This window comes from Algibacter agarivorans, from assembly GCF_039543245.1.
GTDB lineage: Bacteria > Bacteroidota > Bacteroidia > Flavobacteriales > Flavobacteriaceae > Algibacter_G > Algibacter_G agarivorans.
The window spans coordinates 34878-52289 of sequence record NZ_BAABJJ010000034.1 but is presented as its reverse complement, the minus strand read 5'-3'; the positions used below and the strand labels follow the sequence as shown (position 1 = coordinate 52289).

Below are 17412 nucleotides of genomic sequence, written 5' to 3'. Positions count from 1 at the left end.
ACCAAGTACAAAGATTAAATAGACGTTATATAGGTTGCTTGGACAATTTCGGCGTGACTTCCCGATAGTTATCGGGATAAAAAAGAATATATATAAACACATGAAACAACAGGAGCATTTCAAATTTTCAACAGGTGTTGTAGCTTATCCTGTTTTTTTTGTGCTAATCATTTGGTTGGTGTTTTGGTTTGAGGTGCGTTTTGGTTTCAATTTCAGTAAATATGGCATCTATCCACAAAGCCTAAAAGGGTTAAGAGGCATCTTTTTAAGTCCTTTTATTCATGGCGATATTAAGCATATTTACCATAATACTATCCCTTTATTTGTGCTATCCATAGGCTTGTTTTATTTCTATAGACCTATTGCTTGGAAAGTGATATTATTTGGAATTTTATTTTCAGGATTTTTAACCTGGTGTATTGGAAGGCCATCGTACCATATAGGCGCTAGTGGATTGATTTATGTATTGATCAGTTTTACATTCTTTAAGGGTGTTTTTGCAAAGCATTATAGGCTTATTGCATTATCGTTGTTAGTTGTTTTCCTTTACGGTAGTATGATTTGGCATACCTTACCAATAGAAAAAGGGATTTCTTGGGAAGGGCATATGGCAGGGTTAATCACAGGTGTGTTATTTGCTCTGTTTTTTAGAAAAGAAATTGCAAAGCCTAAAAAATATGTTTGGGAACAAGAAAATTATAATGAGGATAATGACCCATTCTTAAAACATTTTGATGAAGATGGAAATTTTGTTGAATCTAATGAACCCGAAATCGAGCAGGAGCAAACTAAGTTTAATTACATTTATAAAGAAGAGTCGAAAGACGGCGAATAATAATTATAAACCTGAGTTCGACGTAGCGACGAATATAATCTAATGTAAAATCATTGACTTATTTTCGAATGTCAGGTTGAGCGCAGTCGAAACCCAGAGAATTTATCGACTTCAAAGACCTTTCGACTTTAGTTTATACTGAGCACAGTCGAAGGGCTCAAGGAGACAACTATATATTTTGTTGGCTTTTATCCTAAAAATAACGGTTCTTATATCAAACTCACGTTACAAATAAATTCTAAAATCAACAATCCAAAATCGTTAATTGTTAATCCTTTGTCTGACTACTTCATATAAAATAGCACCACAGGCTACAGAAACATTTAAAGACTCAATATCGCCAAGCAATGGTAATTTAACCTTAGCATCTACCACTTTTAAGGTAGATGGGTTTATACCTCGCCCTTCAGAACCCATAATAATGGCACAAGGTTCAATAAATGAAACATCGTATAACATATTATCAGTTTTTTCGGTAGCAGCAATTACTTTAATACCTTCTGCCTGCATATAAAACACAGCATCTTTAATATGGTCTACTTTACAAATAGGGATTTTAAAAACGGCACCAGCACTTGTTTTAATAGTGTCTCCATTAACCGGAGCACCTCCTTTTTTCTGAATAATGATACCATTCACTCCAGTACATTCTGCAGTACGGATTATAGCACCAAAATTCCTAACATCACTTAATTGATCCAGTAATAGAAAAAGAGGTGTTTTTCCTGATTCTATCACACTTAAAACCAAAGTTTCCATATCATGAAACTCAATAGGCGATATTTGGGCAACGGCGCCTTGGTGGTTCTTGTTAGTTAACCTGTTAAGTTTTTCAACAGGAACATAAGATTTGTTGATAGATTTTCTATTTAATAAGGACTCTAATTCACTAAATAACTCACCTCTTTCTCCTTTTTGGAGGAATACCTTATCAATAGTTTCACCTGCATTTACAGCTTCTATGATTGCTCTAATACCGAATATTTGTGTTTGATTTTCCATTGGGGTAAAGGTAATGTTATATAACGAAAAAACCGAAGAAGCTATGCTTCTTCGGTTTTTTTTATCATTTTTAACTTAATAAATTAATTAATGATCATCTTCTGAAAAACCAGTTTTTCTATGACCAGAAATAACGTAAGTTTCATCTAGAGTGTTATCGTAAGTAGCACTGCTAAATTCCCAATCAAACTCTTCTACTTCGGGATCTGCTCTTTTTGCAACAGGTACTTCAATACTAGAGTAGGTTACGGTTCCACTGTATAGCTTTATTTTAATATATAAACTATCAACTGGGTTTCCACTAGTAGTTGTTCCAGCATTAGGCAAAATTTTACCTTCAATTATTGAGCTTCGAATGTAGTCTGTATCAACGGTTACTTCTTGATTTAGACCAGTAGGCTTATCATCTGGCTCATCAGGATCAATAACTGCTTCATTATTCGTTAAATTAGCGAAATCTGAATCAGTGGAGCTAAAAGCAGAAGAATTTCCTGTAAATGAAAATTTACTTTTTAAAGGAAAAACATGATCCGTATCTTCAATCCATACTTCATTTTCTTTATTGTCTGAAGTGTTATAAATTAAGATTTGAATAGCATGATCATAATCAACGTAAAGATCAGTATTTGTTTCATCATAAAGTTGCCAAAAGTAAGTTCCAGAATAGTCTAGTGTATTACTATCCCATATCTCGATATCTTCTTCGCAAGAAAAGATGGTTGTCGAAAACACTGCGATTAGCAGTAAGTATATTATTTTATTTTTCATGTTTTTATATTATTGTTTTATTAATACAACAGGTGTTTGAAAAGTCCCACTTTGTAAATCGTGAGTAAAAGTTGTTCCGTTTAGAGTAGGGTTTAACACACCCCATGGTCCCCAAGGAGAATCAGTTAAAAGAGCTTCATAAGTTGTTCCATCTCCGCTAACATAAAAATAAGCTGTGATTTTGTAAATAGGAGGAAGTCCTCTTCCTTGAACATATCTACCTCCAATAAAATCATCAGCGTAGTATAATCCATCTCCTAAATGGGAAATGTTTGTAGCATCCGAAAACGTTCCATTACTGACATCACCTGTGTAGGTGCCTACGTAATCTTCAGATTTTGATCTATCGGTAGGAAGAACAAAAACATGTCTGGTTATTGATTTTTCAAATCCATCTTTATTTGCAATATTATATGTAATCAGGTAATGTCCTGAAGAGCTGGTGTCTACGACTCCGGAAATTACTATTTGATCCGTAACGTCTGTCTCAGCCTCAGAAGCAATAGCTCCTGGTTCTGAATAACTAGAACCTTGTTCGACAATAAAAATTTCTGCACCAACCAGTTCAATATCATTAAAGAAAGTGATTCTTGACACGTCTCCAGTGCTTTCTCCTTCGCACGAAACGAAAAAGACTAACATTACTAGTGTTAAATTATAAAGTATTTTTTTCATGATATATTTTTTTTTATTAGTTGCCAACTTTTTTATCCCACCATACTTTTTGTAATAAATCTGGTTTTTGGCTTGGAGCGTTAATATTTCTTCCCATTACATCAGCTGGATAAACAGGAGATGATGGTAATTTGGCATTAGTTTTATCTCTACCATTTACTGAATTTGTTAAATCTCCTAAAGGGAAATTAAGGAAAGCATCGTTTCTGTCTAATTTAATGTCTATAGGGTTTAGAGCTGGGTATTTAGTTCTATTTCTTTCTACGAACGACTCTAAATGTTGGTAGTTAGCATTAGCTACCCATTTTTGCATAGCGATTTGTTTAAGGTTAGCTTCTGTAGTTCCATCAACCCAAGTAGCATACCCTGTAGTTATAATATCAGTAGCACTAAAACCATTTTGTGCTAAAGAGGCTGTAACTCCCATCTCATAATAAGTTTTAGCATTTACTAAATCGCTTGCTCTTGCGTAAACTTCAGCAATAAAAAAGTTAACTTCCCAATCAGACATAATAATTAAGTCAGTATCGCCAGCAAATAGTGCTTCACTATAGTCTTCATCCTCATCAAGCGTACCATCTTCGTCTGAATCTTTTTTAGAATCAAAATCTCCGAAAAAAGCACCTAAATGACCTCCTGAAGGTGCTGTGAATAAAGCATCTATTCTAGGGTCTGAATTTACGTTTAAATAATCAATAAAACTTTTACAGCCAATAACATTAATCGATAAAGTATTTGCTCCACCTTCTTGAAATTCTCTCATTGGGTGCCTTTTTCCTTCTTTATCATCTTCCCATATTGCTCCAGAAATTTTAGCAGATGCATCAATAAACGAAGCGCTAGAGATAAAAGAAAGAGCAGTACTATTACTGTAATTTGAAGTTTCTGATTGTCGCATCATCAACTTCAACTTTAAAGAATTTGCAAATTTCTCCCATGCATTAAGGTCGCCTTCATAGATGAAGTCGAATTTAGCATCAATCTGAGTTAATTCAGATACATCAATTGCTAATAAGGCGTTGATTCGAGTTTCTAAATCAGCGTAGATATCTTCTGATGCATCAAACTTGGGAGCAGTAATACCTTCGTTGCCTTGTAAAGCTTCAGAATAAGGAATATCTCCCCATAAATCGGTCATGACTTGCCAAGTGAAAATAGATAAGGCTTCCGCTATGTATGCATAACCTTGGTTTTCTGGTAAATCTCCAGAAAGCGTTTGCATCCTTTTTAAATCATTTAAAACTACAGCTGAAAACTCAACATAGGCGTCGTTAAAACTTTCTTCTTCAAATTCGCAAAGATCTTTGAATTGAGAAGCTGTATACGATTGTGTCCAATACTGTGTCCAAAATCCACCACCAAATCCAATGTCATACCCCATCATGGTATGAGCTAAACCTACTTGAGCATTTGGCAATAATATTTTTGGTTGATCTGTGTCACTTAATACATTAGGGTCTTGGTTAACGTCTAAGTAGCTCTCGCAACTAAACGATAAGACCGTCAGGAATGCAAGAATAAATTTTAATATATATTTTTTCATTGTCTTAATTTTTTATAATTGAATATTTAGTCCTACCGTATAAACCTCATTAGTAGGGTTACCGTTATATTCTCCAAATTTAGCATCTACATTATTACCAAAAGTTGTTGTTTCTGGGTCAATGTAAGGGTTGTCTTTATGTTTCCATAATAAAAAGTTGCTAGCAGTAAAAGAGAAATTAACCGAAGTTAGATTCAATTTTGAGATAAATTTTTCAGGTAAGCTGTAAGCTAGTGTTACATTTCTTAGTTTAAGATAAGATTTGTCGATAACAGCGTATGAATCTCCATCAAAACCTCCATTACTATAAAATGTATGCAAAGCAGTAGGATCAACAGGAATGTTATTTTCACTATACGTTCCATCTCCATTGTCAATAACTGAATTAGGAATTATAAATGCATTTCTGTCATTAGCAACACTTTCTACAGAACTCCCTGTCCAGTGTAAGTAATCTTTTGTTCCAGAGTATATATGCCCACCATATCTAAAATCTAATGTTCCAGTAAGAGAAAGCCCTTTCCAAATTACAGTATTGGTTAATCCCATTCTATATTTTTCGTGAATGTCTTTGCCTAATAGTTCTGGGTCTGTAGTTTGTTGTGGATTACCATTTCCATCAACAACAGTTCTAAGAACGCCATCTCCATTTGCATCAACCATTTTAGCTGTAGTGAACTTGTATTGACCTATTGGCATACCTTCAATAGCGTAGATCCCATTTCCATCGCCGAAACCTGTTAATTGAATTTCATCAACATCTAGTTTCTCAACTTTGTTTTTGTTTTCCGAATAGTTCCATGAAACAGTCCATTTAAAGTTGTCAGTTCTAATTGGAGTAACATCTATAGCTATTTCATAACCTTTGTTTCTTATGTCACCTAAATTAGCAATTATAAAATCATAACCGCTAGAAGGGTCAAGATCTAATTGCGAAATTAATCCGTCTGTAAATCTGTTGTAGTATGAAAATTCTATACCTAAGCGGTTTTTAAATAGTCTATTTTCAATTCCTACTTCAAACTCTGTTGTAATTTCTGGGGTTAAGTTAGGGTTACCTAATCTGTTTGATGCCGTATATGAATTTACACCGTTAAGAGGGAATGTTAAATCATCAACATCTGGGAAATTTGGACTACTTGAAGCCCCTGTAACATAACGGTCAGCAACATTATAAACATCAGCATCAAGCCCAGTGCTACCATAACCTATTCTTAATTTAGAGAAATCAAAGACACCAGTATCTTCGAATAGATTAGTCAAAATAAAACTAGCGTTCAAACCTCCATAAAAGAAACTGTTGCTACCTTGAGGTAATGTAGACGACCAGTCATTTCTTGCCGTAGCATTTAAATATATGAAATCCTTATAGCTTAAATCTGCACTTATGTATGTCCCTATGAGTCTTCTTTTTTCTCTATATTGATCAGAAGTTGCAGGGGTTAAACTATTATTTAGGTCATAAAAACCTGGAATATCTATTGATGAAATGTCTCCATATAACCAATCGTATGATCTTTCATTCACGTTTAAACCAGCAATAGTACTGAAATCAATATTTTCATTTATTGATTTGTTATAAGTAGCCATTATATCGTGACTAGTTTGTGTTCTATTTCTTTTAGTTTGTCTATAGCTCCCAGGTGTTGTAGCACTAGCCCCATCGTTGTATGAGTCTGGTGTAAAAGCAATTATGCCTGTATGTGTATTTGCGGTTGAGGTTTCATAATCACCAGAGAAACGATACATAAGACTTACGTCATCTAGGACATTATACTCTACTTCAAATTTACCAAAGAACTTGTTTTTATTTTGAGAAGCCCCATCATTATTTAAAATGAAGTAAGGGTTAACCCCGTAAGGTGTGAAATAGTTATCCAAATTGTTAAAAGGGTCATTGTAATCTTTCAAATCTATAATAGATATATCGTTGGCTATTTCTCTTAAAGACCTGTTTAAAGAAGTTCCTTGTCCTGAAGGAATTGCATTAGTTTTTTCCTTAGAGAAGTTTATTACAGAAGTAAATTTGAACTTTTCTGTCTTATGGGTTGCTTTTGTAGAAAGCGTGTATCTGCTGTATGAGTCATTGTCAGTTGGAACAACACCATCTACAGTATTTTGAGATAAAGACAAGAAATAGGTGTTAGTGTCGTTACCTCCAGAAAGAGAAATAGAATTTTTGCTATTCCCTCCATCTTCATAAAAGTCTCTAATGTTATTCTTTAAATAAACATAGGGTTTGATTTTTTGACTATTGTTTACTATGTTACCCCATACACGATCAACTCCGTCGTATGCAGCTCCCCAGTTGCCATTTTCATCTAAAGCTCTGTCTCCACTCCAACCTTGTCCAAATTGACTTTGCGTATCAGAAAGAAAGCCTACTTTATTAATAGAGTAAGAGCTATTAATATCAATTTTCATTTTTCCGCTTTTTCCACTTTTAGTGGTTATCAAGATAACACCGTTAGCAGCTCTGGATCCATAAAGAGCAGTAGAACTAGCTCCTTTTAAAACAGTAATATTTTCAATGTCGTTAGGGTTAATAGAATTAATCCCAGAACCAAAATCTACTTGCGAATTAAGATTATCTCCCGCTCTGTTTTGTTCATTGGTAATGACAACACCATCTATTATGTACATTGGTTGTACATTTCCAAAAGAGGAAATCCCACGTATTATAACATTTTGAGTTGCTCCAGGTCCTGGCGCCGAACTTACGTCTAACCCAGTAATCTTACCTTGTAGGGCGGTCATTGGGTTGACTGCTTGTGCTTTGTTGATGTCTTCACCATCTACCTCAGAGATGGCATACCCTAGAGTTCTCTTTTGTTTAGAAATTCCCAGAGCTGTTACCACAACCTCTTCCAGGGCTTCCGCATCTTCCTGTAAAGTAACATTGATTGTGTTGGATGCTCCAACAGCGATTTCTTTCGTAGTATACCCGACAAAACTAAATACAAGAGTAGCCCCTTGTTTAGCTGATATTGAGTAATTACCATCAAAATCTGAAGATGTACCAGATGAGGTACCTTTAATTATGACACTTGCTCCTGGAAGCGGTAAACCAGATCCATCTGATACCGTACCTGAAATTGTCTTTTCTTGTGCAAACGTTATTTGCACAACAAACGCTAGTAATAGCGTTAGAATTCCACTAAACTTTGTTTTCATTTTATAATTATTTGAATTAGTCAATGTAAAAATCATAAAATTATCTTAATAAAACAATAAATAATGGTTAAAATTTGAGAATAAGGGTAGTATTTTAAGAAAATGATAATTTGAGACTAGAAATTTGCCGTCAAACTGAGATGTATTTTAGAATTAGAGAGTTTAAATTGAGTATTCTCAGTTTTTCCGTTTGCATAATTAAACTTAAATAATCCTGCTTTTGTAAGAATTCCAAATCCAAACCCATAGCCAAAGAGTTTTTCTTTGGTATTTGATGCTTTATTTTCAAAATATGCTGCGTCAATTATAGAGTGTATATATATGGAGTTATTAAGTTGAAATCTATATTCTGTATTAATCAATCCATATAAGGAGGCAAAAAGACTGTTTTCTTCAAAACCCCTAATGGAATTAATGCCACCAAATCTTAGTAGTTCATTTTCAAAATAAGTATCCGAAATCAAATTTGAGCCATTTAGCCTTAGATAGATGCTGTTTTTTTTGTTTAAGTTGAAGATTTTCAAGGCGTCAATGGTTAATTGAGATTGTTTTTCTAAAGTATTTGAACTCTTTCTGTCTCCAAAAGCTGTTTCCAAGTAAACTTTCGATTTAATAGGGAACAATACATTATAGGATTGTGGTTTTAGGTATTGATAGGCGAGTGTGTAATATTGGGTCTTGTAATCGGCTATTGAGGTTGTTGAATTTTCTTTAAGTAAATTATTAGATTCTGTTGAAACAATACCAGCATAAATTTTATGTTTAGCATTTATTTGATAATATAATTTAGCAGATTGATTAACTGTGGTAAATGATGAATCTCTTTTAAAAATCCGTAAAAGTAAATCAACACCTATTGGAGATTTAAATAAGTAAGGTAAAGAAGCATCAACTTCGAACGTTTTTTGGTCATTTTCATCACTTTTATACAGTAGTCTAAAGGATTCGCCGAAATTCAAGTTATTTGTAAGATTCAAATTCAAGTAGCCATCAAACTCTAATTTGTTGGTTTCATCATTGGTGCCAAACCCTAAGAAACCATCAAAGGAATTACTTTTGGCTTTTTCAAGATAAATATAAAGTCTAGTAGAATCTTTAGAGAACAGAACCTCTGGTGATTTTATCTCTTTGGCGAAATTTAAACTATTGAGTTGTTCTGTTTTGTTTTGAATTTTATTTAAATCAAAAACCTGAGATGGTTTTATCTTCAAGAAATGTTTTAAGTAGGAACGAGGGAATTTTTCATACCCTTTAATTACAATGTCGTTGATGATTCTTTTTTGTTCCGAAGAATCAACTATTAAGTGCGCTTCTAGGTTTAACAGATCTTTGATTTTAATATCAGTTAAACGCAATTTAGAAAAAGGCAAACCTTTTTCTGATATTTTAGAATTGATGTATTTCAACGCGTTTTCAATTTCAGAGCATTCCAATTCAAAATAATTATCTGAAACATGTTTTGAAATGAAGTTTAAAACGGAAGCATCAACATCTTTTTTATTGTAGTATATATATATGGTGTTGAATTTCTTTTTTAAATGAATTTGAGAATAGAAAGTCGTATCGTTTATTCTTATAATGTTTTTCAATTCATTTTCAATATACCCCATTTTAAAAAGTGTCTTTTGAAGCGAGTCTACTTCAAATTTGATAGATGCATAATCTTTATGGTTTGTCAAGTAGTTTAAAGAATCTATTACAGTCGTTTCAAATTCAGAATTGCCATCTATTTTCAGTCGCAAGTTTTGGCAGAATACTTCCGAAGAAAAAAGGATGTATATAATAAGGATTAAAAAAGGAGTTTTTTGCACAAGTTAAAGATTACTAAAATGATTAATGAGCAGTTTTAGGCTTCTGTGTTCTAACTTCAAGCCTCTAACTTTTCAGTGTAAATCTAACGGAAAATATACGCTTATAATATAGGTGATGATATAATTTTTGAAAACTCTTAAAAATTAATGATTTAGGATTTGAATTCTAGATTTTAATTTCTACATTTGCACCCCTCTTAAAAAGAGGATAATAAAAATTATATATATTATATATGCCAACAATTTCGCAATTAGTAAGAAAAGGAAGAGCCAAAATAACCAAGAAGAGTAAATCGGCTGCTTTAGATTCTTGTCCGCAAAGACGTGGTGTGTGTACTCGTGTTTACACAACAACTCCTAAAAAACCTAACTCAGCAATGCGTAAGGTAGCAAGGGTTCGTTTAACAAACGGAAACGAGGTTAATGCATACATCGGTGGTGAAGGACACAATCTACAAGAGCACTCGATAGTATTGGTTAGAGGTGGAAGGGTAAAAGATTTGCCAGGAGTTAGATATCACATTGTACGTGGTGCTTTGGACACAGCAGGTGTTTCAGGTAGAACGCAACGTAGATCTAAGTATGGTGCAAAACGCCCTAAGAAGTAAAACAAAGTTAGAAGTAGGAGGTTGTAAGTTAGAGTTTTAAGAAGACTAATGACTAATAGCCAAAAACTAAAAACTAAAAAACTCAAAAGAAGACATGAGAAAAAGAGCAGCAAAAAAGAGACCGCTTTTACCGGATCCACGTTTTAACGATCAGTTAGTAACTCGTTTCGTTAATATGATGATGTGGGACGGAAAGAAGTCTGTCGCCTTTAAAGTATTCTATGATGCCATTGACATTGTAGACTCAAAAAAAACTGACGAAGAAAAAACAGCATTAGAAATCTGGAAAGATGGTTTGTCAAATGTAATGCCTCACGTAGAAGTACGTAGTCGTCGTGTTGGTGGAGCAACATTCCAAATACCAATGCAAATTCGTCCAGACCGTAAAGTTTCAACCGCAATGAAATGGCTAATTAGCTACGCGCGTAAAAGAAACGAAAAATCTATGGCATTGCGTTTAGCTTCAGAAATTTTAGCAGCAGCTAAAGAAGAGGGGGCAGCCGTTAAGAAAAGAGTTGATACTCATAAAATGGCAGAAGCAAATAAAGCATTCTCTCACTTTAGATTTTAATAGGACATGGCAAGAGATTTAAAATATACTAGAAATATAGGTATTGCTGCGCATATTGATGCAGGAAAAACTACTACTACAGAACGTATTCTTTATTATACAGGTGTTTCGCATAAAATTGGAGAAGTGCATGATGGTGCTGCAACAATGGACTGGATGGAGCAAGAGCAGGAAAGAGGTATTACAATTACTTCTGCTGCTACTACTTGTGAGTGGAAGTTCCCAATTGAAAATGGGGAGCCTACACCAGAGACTAAAGGATATCACTTTAATATAATTGACACACCAGGTCACGTTGATTTTACCGTAGAGGTAAACCGTTCGTTACGTGTGCTTGATGGTTTAGTATTCTTATTTAGTGCAGTTGATGGTGTTGAACCTCAATCTGAAACTAACTGGAGACTAGCAGATAACTATAAAGTACCAAGAATTGGTTTTGTTAATAAAATGGACCGTCAAGGGTCAGACTTTTTAGGTGTTTGTCAACAAGTAAAAGATATGTTGAAATCTAACGCTGTGCCAATCGTTTTAAATATTGGTGACGAAGAAGATTTTAAAGGTATTATAGATTTAGTTAAAAACCGTGCTATTGTATGGCATGATGAAACTCAAGGGGCGACTTTTGATGTGATCGAAATTCCAGAAGAACTTAAAGAAGAAGCTCGTAAATATCGCGCACTACTTATTGAAGAAGTTGCTGGTTACGACGAGGATCTTTTAGAAAAATTCATGGAAGATGAAGATTCTATTACAGAAGATGAAGTGCACGCTGCGCTTAGAGCTGCTGTAATGGATATGGCAATTATTCCTATGATTTGTGGTTCTGCCTTTAAAAATAAAGGTGTTCAATTCTTGTTAGATGCTGTATGTCGTTATTTGCCTTCTCCAACTGATAAAGAAGGTATAGTAGGAACTGATCCAGATTCTGGAGAATCAATTTTGCGTAAGCCATCTGTAAACGAGCCTTTTGCTGCTTTAGCATTTAAAATTGCTACTGATCCTTTTGTAGGTCGTTTAGCATTTTTCCGTGCGTATTCTGGTCGTTTAGATGCTGGTTCTTATGTGTTAAATAACCGTTCAGGTAAAAAAGAACGTATCTCACGTATTTATCAAATGCATGCTAATAAGCAAAATGCCATTGATTTTATAGAAGCTGGAGATATTGGAGCTGCTGTTGGATTCAAATCTATTAAAACAGGAGATACGCTTTCAGATGAGAAACATCCTATTGTTTTAGAGTCTATGGACTTCCCAGATCCAGTAATTGGTATCGCGGTTGAACCTAAAACTAAAGCAGATGTTGATAAATTGGGTATGGGCTTAGCTAAATTAGCTGAAGAAGATCCTACGTTTACAGTACGTTCAGACGAAGCTTCAGGACAGACTATTATTTCTGGAATGGGTGAACTTCACTTAGATGTTATTGTAGATCGTTTACGTCGTGAATTCAAAGTTGAGGTTAATCAAGGTCAACCACAGGTTGAATATAAAGAGGCTATTACACAATCAGCTGATCACAGAGAGGTTTATAAAAAACAATCTGGTGGTCGTGGTAAATTCGCAGATATCGTATTTACGGTTGAACCTGCAGATGAAGGTGTAGTTGGACTTCAATTTGAATCTGTCATTAAAGGAGGAAACGTTCCTAAGGAATTTATACCTTCTATTGAAAAAGGATTCAAAATGGCAATGGTAAATGGACCTTTAGCTGGATATGAAATTGACGCTATGAAAGTAACGTTGAAAGATGGGTCTTACCATGATGTGGATTCGGATCAATTATCTTTCGAATTAGCAGCAAAACTAGGATTTAAAAACTGTGCTAAAGCGGCAAAAGCTGTAATCATGGAGCCTATTATGAAGCTAGAAGTTATTACTCCTGAAGAAAATATGGGTGATATTGTAGGTGACTTAAATAGAAGACGTGGTCAAGTAAGTGATATGGGCGATAGAGCCGGTGCAAAAACTGTAAAAGCTACTGTGCCATTATCAGAAATGTTTGGATATGTTACTACATTAAGAACATTATCATCTGGTCGTGCAACGTCAACAATGGAATTTTCACATTATGCTGAAACGCCTTCAAATATATCTGAAGAAGTTATTAAGGCAGCTAAAGGAGAACAATCTTAAAAGTTAAGAAAATGAGTCAAAAAATCAGAATAAAATTAAAGTCTTACGATTTTAACTTAGTGGACAAGTCTGCTGATAAGATTGTAAAAACAGTAAAAAGTACTGGAGCTGTTGTTACTGGACCAATTCCATTACCAACTCACAAGAAAATTTTCACTGTATTACGTTCTCCACACGTAAACAAGAAATCAAGAGAACAATTTCAATTAAGCTCTTACAAGCGTTTACTTGATATTTACTCTTCGTCATCAAAAACAATTGATGCGTTAATGAAACTTGAATTACCAAGTGGTGTTGAAGTAGAAATCAAAGTTTAGTAATAAACTTACATGTCCTTAACGATTGGTTAAGGAAAAACGGTAAAAATACAATTCAAGGCTGAAACGTATTTTCAGCCTTGAATTTTAGTAAAAACGTGATTTATCACGTATCATAAATAGTAATAAATTAAATAAATAATTATGTCTGGGTTAATTGGAAAAAAAATCGGTATGACCAGCATCTTCGATGAAAATGGTAAAAATATGCCATGTACAGTAATCGAAGCTGGACCATGTATCGTTACCCAAGTCAGAACTGAAGACGTTGATGGCTATGAAGCTATTCAACTTGGTTTCGATGACGCGACAGAAAAAAGCGCTACTAAAGCTGACTTAGGTCACGCTAAAAAAGCAGGAACTTCTGTAAAACGCAAAATCGTAGAATTTCAAGGTTTTGATGAGGAGTACAAATTAGGAGATGCAATCACTGTTGAACATTTCGCTGAAGGTGAATTTGTTGACGTAGCAGGAACATCTAAAGGTAAAGGATTTCAAGGTGTTGTAAAACGTCATGGTTTCGGTGGTGTAGGTCAAGCTACTCACGGTCAACATAACCGTTTAAGAGCGCCTGGATCTATTGGAGCTGCATCTTACCCTGCTCGTGTTTTTAAAGGCATGAAAATGGCAGGAAGAATGGGTGGAGACACAGTTAAAGTTCAAAATTTAAGAGTTTTAAAAGTAGTTGCTGAAAAGAATCTACTTGTGGTTAAGGGATGTGTTCCTGGTCATAAAAACGCTTATGTAATTATTAGAAAATAATGAAAGTAGCAGTTTTAGATATAAACGGAAAAGACACAGGTAGAAAGGCAGACCTTTCTAAAGATGTGTTTGCTATTGAGCCTAATAATCACGCTGTATATTTGGATGTTAAACAATATTTAGCAAACCAACGTCAAGGAACTCACAAGTCGAAAGAACGCGCTGAGATTTCTGGAAGTACACGTAAGATTAAAAAGCAAAAAGGAACTGGTACAGCAAGAGCAGGTAGTATTAAGTCTGGTGTATTTAAAGGGGGTGGTCGTATGTTCGGTCCAAGACCTAGAAATTACAGCTTCAAACTTAATAAAAACTTAAAGCGCTTAGCGCGTAAATCTGCCTTAAGTATCAAAGCAGGAGAGAAGTCAATAACAGTTGTTGAAGACTTTACTTTTGATAATGTAAAGACTAAGAACTTTACAGCAGTTTTAAAGGCTTTAGAGCTAGAAAACAAAAAATCTCTGTTTGTGTTGGGTGGGTCAAATAATAACGTATATTTGTCATCGCGCAATTTAAAAGGCTCTGAAGTTGTAACTAGTTCAGAAATAAGCACTTATAAGATTTTAAATGCAAATCAAATAGTTCTTTTAGAAGGCGCTTTAGAAGGAATTGAAACAAACTTAAGTAAATAGAAACAATGAATATCTTAATTAAACCTATAATCACAGAAAAGGCTACAGCAGATAGCGAGTTGAGAAACTGCTACACGTTCTCGGTGAATACAAAGGCGAACAAGGTAGAAATCAAAAAAGCGGTGGAAGCTGCTTATGGTGTTTCTGTTGAAAAAGTTCGTACTATAAATGTCCGTCCAGATCGTAGTACCAAGCACACAAAAACTGGTATTCAAAATGGTAAAACAAATGCTGTTAAAAAGGCAATTGTACAACTGGCGGAAGGTGAAATGATTGATTTATACAGTAACATGTAATTAAAGACAAATGTCAGTAAGAAAATTAAAACCAATCACACCAGGACAGCGATTTAGAGTAGTAAATGGTTATGACGCCATCACTACTGATAAGCCGGAAAAGAGTTTACTCGTTCCGAATAAAAGGTCTGGTGGTAGAAACAGTGAAGGAAAAATGACCATGCGCTACATAGGTGGTGGTCATAAAAGAAAATATCGTATTATCGATTTTAAAAGAGACAAAGCTGGGATTCCTGCTGAAGTAGCTTCAATTCAATACGATCCAAACAGAACAGCTTTTATCGCATTATTGAATTATCAAGATGGTGAGAAAAGATACATTATTGCTCAAAATGGACTTCAGGTTGGACAAAATGTAGTATCTGGTAATGAAGGTATTGCTCCAGAAATTGGAAATGCAATGCCATTAAGTCAAATTCCATTAGGAACTATTATATCTTGTATAGAGTTACGTCCTGGACAAGGTGCAATTATGGCACGTAGTGCTGGAGCTTTTGCGCAGTTAATGGCAAGAGATGGTAAATTTGCCACAGTTAAATTGCCTTCAGGTGAAACAAGATTAATTCTTGCTAACTGTATGGCTACAATAGGTGTTGTATCTAACTCGGATCATCAATTATTAGTTGGTGGTAAAGCAGGTAGAACAAGATGGTTAGGAAGAAGACCACGTACTAGACCAGTAGTAATGAATCCAGTTGATCACCCAATGGGTGGTGGTGAAGGTAAATCTTCAGGAGGACATCCTCGTTCTAGAAATGGTATTCCAGCTAAAGGTTACAGAACCCGTTCTAAGACTAAGTCAAGTAATAAATATATTGTAGAACGTAGAAAGAAATAAGACATGGCAAGATCATTAAAAAAAGGACCTTACGTTCATTATAAACTAGAAAAGAAAGTAGCTGTTAATGTTGAATCTAACAAAAAAACAGTAATCAAAACGTGGTCTAGAGCCTCTATGATTACTCCAGATTTTGTTGGACAAACTATAGCAGTGCACAATGGCCGTCAATTTGTACCAGTATATGTTACAGAAAACATGGTAGGTCATAAATTAGGAGAATTTTCACCAACACGTTCATTCCGTGGACATGCAGGTGCTAAAAATAAAGGTAAAAAGTAGTAAGCTATGGGAAGTCGTAAAAAACAAATGGCAGACGCTATTAAGGAAGCAAAAAAACACGTTGCTTTTGCAAAGCTTAATAACTGTCCTACATCACCGAGAAAAATGCGTTTAGTAGCCGATTTAGTAAGAGGTGAAAAAGTAGAACATGCACTTAATATCTTAAAATTCAACCAAAAAGAAGCATCTGGTCGTTTAGAGAAATTGTTATTGTCTGCAATTGCAAACTGGCAATCTAAAAACGAAGAAGCTAACATTGAAGAGGCTGAGTTGGTAGTAAAAGAGATTAAAGTTGATAGCGGATCTATGTTAAAGAGATTACGTCCAGCTCCGCAAGGTCGTGCACACAGAATAAGAAAACGTTCTAACCACGTAACAATCGTAGTTGGAGCTAATAATAACACACAAGCTTAATAAAGTATGGGACAAAAGACAAATCCAATCGGAAATCGCTTAGGAATTATCAGAGGATGGGAATCTAACTGGTACGGAGGAAACGATTATGGTGACAAACTTGCCGAAGACGATAAGATTAGAAAATACGTTCACGCGCGTTTATCTAAAGCTAGTGTTAGTAGAGTAATTATCGAAAGAACTTTAAAACTTGTAACCGTTACTATCACTACTGCAAGACCAGGTATTATTATCGGGAAAGGCGGACAAGAGGTAGACAAGTTAAAAGAAGAACTTAAGAAAATTACTAGTAAAGAAGTTCAGATTAACATCTTTGAAATTAAAAGACCTGAACTTGATGCATTTTTAGTAGGATCAAGCATAGCTCGTCAAATTGAAAACAGAATTTCATACAGACGCGCAATTAAGATGGCTATTGCTGCTACAATGCGTATGAATGCTGAAGGAATTAAAATCCAGATTAGTGGACGTTTAAATGGTGCTGAAATGGCACGTTCTGAACACTACAAAGAAGGACGTATTCCTTTATCAACCTTTAGAGCCGATATTGATTATGCTTTAGTTGAGGCACACACTACTTATGGTAGATTAGGTGTTAAAGTATGGATCATGAAAGGTGAAGTATATGGTAAAAGAGAACTTTCTCCGCTTGTTGGATTGTCCAAAAAGCAAGGAAAAGGTGGAGCCGGAGGACGTGGCGGAAACAGAGATAACAAACCTCGTCGTAGAAAGTAATTTTTTATAAAGTAAAGAA

Annotated in this window: 18 protein-coding genes; 12 read left to right on the top strand and 6 right to left on the bottom strand. The window is 34.7% G+C overall.

The genetic code is table 11. The features are described 5' to 3' along the window. Positions 1-100 precede the first annotated feature (100 nt). Positions 101-835 (top strand): rhomboid family intramembrane serine protease, encoded by a 735-nt coding sequence (locus ABD935_RS11460; protein WP_345192190.1) that lies wholly within the window; start codon positions 101-103, stop codon positions 833-835. A gap of 261 nt (positions 836-1096) precedes the next feature. Here ABD935_RS11460 and rlmB read toward each other — a convergent pair whose 3' ends face one another. From rlmB to ABD935_RS11430, 6 genes are all read right to left on the bottom strand, one after another. Further along, on the bottom strand, positions 1097-1837 hold the full coding sequence (gene rlmB / locus ABD935_RS11455; RefSeq protein ID WP_345192189.1) for a 23S rRNA (guanosine(2251)-2'-O)-methyltransferase RlmB: 741 nt from the start codon (positions 1835-1837) through the stop codon (positions 1097-1099). Positions 1838-1924: 87 nt separating this feature from the next. Beyond that, positions 1925-2605 (bottom strand): lipid-binding protein, encoded by a 681-nt coding sequence (locus tag ABD935_RS11450; protein WP_345192188.1) that lies wholly within the window; start codon positions 2603-2605, stop codon positions 1925-1927. Between the two features lie 9 nt (positions 2606-2614). Continuing rightward, the gene (locus tag ABD935_RS11445; RefSeq protein WP_345192187.1) at positions 2615-3280 is read right to left on the bottom strand and encodes an immunoglobulin-like domain-containing protein; all 666 of its coding nucleotides are present in this window, start codon (positions 3278-3280) and stop codon (positions 2615-2617) included. A gap of 16 nt (positions 3281-3296) precedes the next feature. Continuing rightward, complete coding sequence (locus ABD935_RS11440; RefSeq protein ID WP_345192185.1) at positions 3297-4823, bottom strand: SusD/RagB family nutrient-binding outer membrane lipoprotein; 1527 nt, start codon at positions 4821-4823, stop codon at positions 3297-3299. 12 nt (positions 4824-4835) lie between these two features. Then, positions 4836-7997, bottom strand: a complete 3162-nt coding sequence (locus tag ABD935_RS11435) for a SusC/RagA family TonB-linked outer membrane protein (RefSeq protein ID WP_345192184.1) — start codon at positions 7995-7997, stop codon at positions 4836-4838. A 116-nt stretch (positions 7998-8113) separates the two neighbouring features. Further along, positions 8114-9739 carry a POTRA domain-containing protein gene (locus ABD935_RS11430; protein ID WP_345192182.1) on the bottom strand — a complete coding sequence of 542 codons (1626 nt, stop codon included), beginning with the start codon at positions 9737-9739 and terminating at the stop codon, positions 8114-8116. 302 nt (positions 9740-10041) lie between these two features. Between ABD935_RS11430 and rpsL the strand changes: the two genes are divergently transcribed. From rpsL to rpsC, 11 genes are all read left to right on the top strand, one after another. Then, a complete protein-coding gene (gene rpsL / locus ABD935_RS11425; protein ID WP_019386263.1) occupies positions 10042-10416 on the top strand; it encodes a 30S ribosomal protein S12 in 375 nt (124 codons plus the stop codon). A 94-nt stretch (positions 10417-10510) separates the two neighbouring features. Further along, positions 10511-10987: a 30S ribosomal protein S7 gene (rpsG, locus tag ABD935_RS11420; protein ID WP_345192180.1), complete on the top strand. Its 477-nt coding sequence runs from the start codon at positions 10511-10513 to the stop codon at positions 10985-10987. 6 nt (positions 10988-10993) lie between these two features. After that, positions 10994-13120 carry an elongation factor G gene (gene fusA, locus ABD935_RS11415; RefSeq protein WP_345192179.1) on the top strand — a complete coding sequence of 709 codons (2127 nt, stop codon included), beginning with the start codon at positions 10994-10996 and terminating at the stop codon, positions 13118-13120. A gap of 11 nt (positions 13121-13131) precedes the next feature. Next, positions 13132-13437 carry a 30S ribosomal protein S10 gene (gene rpsJ / locus ABD935_RS11410; RefSeq protein WP_295985741.1) on the top strand — a complete coding sequence of 102 codons (306 nt, stop codon included), beginning with the start codon at positions 13132-13134 and terminating at the stop codon, positions 13435-13437. 144 nt (positions 13438-13581) lie between these two features. Next, complete coding sequence (gene rplC, locus ABD935_RS11405; protein WP_345192177.1) at positions 13582-14199, top strand: 50S ribosomal protein L3; 618 nt, start codon at positions 13582-13584, stop codon at positions 14197-14199. Beyond that, positions 14199-14828, top strand: coding sequence for a 50S ribosomal protein L4 (gene rplD, locus ABD935_RS11400; protein WP_345192176.1), 630 nt, complete (start codon positions 14199-14201; stop codon positions 14826-14828). The genes rplC and rplD overlap by 1 nt, the downstream gene beginning before the upstream one ends. A 5-nt stretch (positions 14829-14833) precedes the next feature. Continuing rightward, entirely contained in the window at positions 14834-15124 is a 291-nt protein-coding gene (rplW, locus tag ABD935_RS11395) for a 50S ribosomal protein L23 (RefSeq protein WP_345192174.1), read from the top strand. A 10-nt stretch (positions 15125-15134) separates the two neighbouring features. Beyond that, a complete protein-coding gene (rplB, locus tag ABD935_RS11390) occupies positions 15135-15962 on the top strand; it encodes a 50S ribosomal protein L2 (protein WP_345192173.1) in 828 nt (275 codons plus the stop codon). Between the two features lie 3 nt (positions 15963-15965). Beyond that, a complete protein-coding gene (gene rpsS, locus ABD935_RS11385) occupies positions 15966-16244 on the top strand; it encodes a 30S ribosomal protein S19 (protein ID WP_042499126.1) in 279 nt (92 codons plus the stop codon). Between the two features lie 6 nt (positions 16245-16250). After that, positions 16251-16658: a 50S ribosomal protein L22 gene (rplV, locus tag ABD935_RS11380; protein WP_345192171.1), complete on the top strand. Its 408-nt coding sequence runs from the start codon at positions 16251-16253 to the stop codon at positions 16656-16658. A gap of 6 nt (positions 16659-16664) precedes the next feature. After that, entirely contained in the window at positions 16665-17393 is a 729-nt protein-coding gene (rpsC, locus tag ABD935_RS11375) for a 30S ribosomal protein S3 (RefSeq protein ID WP_345192170.1), read from the top strand. The last annotated feature ends 19 nt before the right edge of the window (positions 17394-17412 follow it).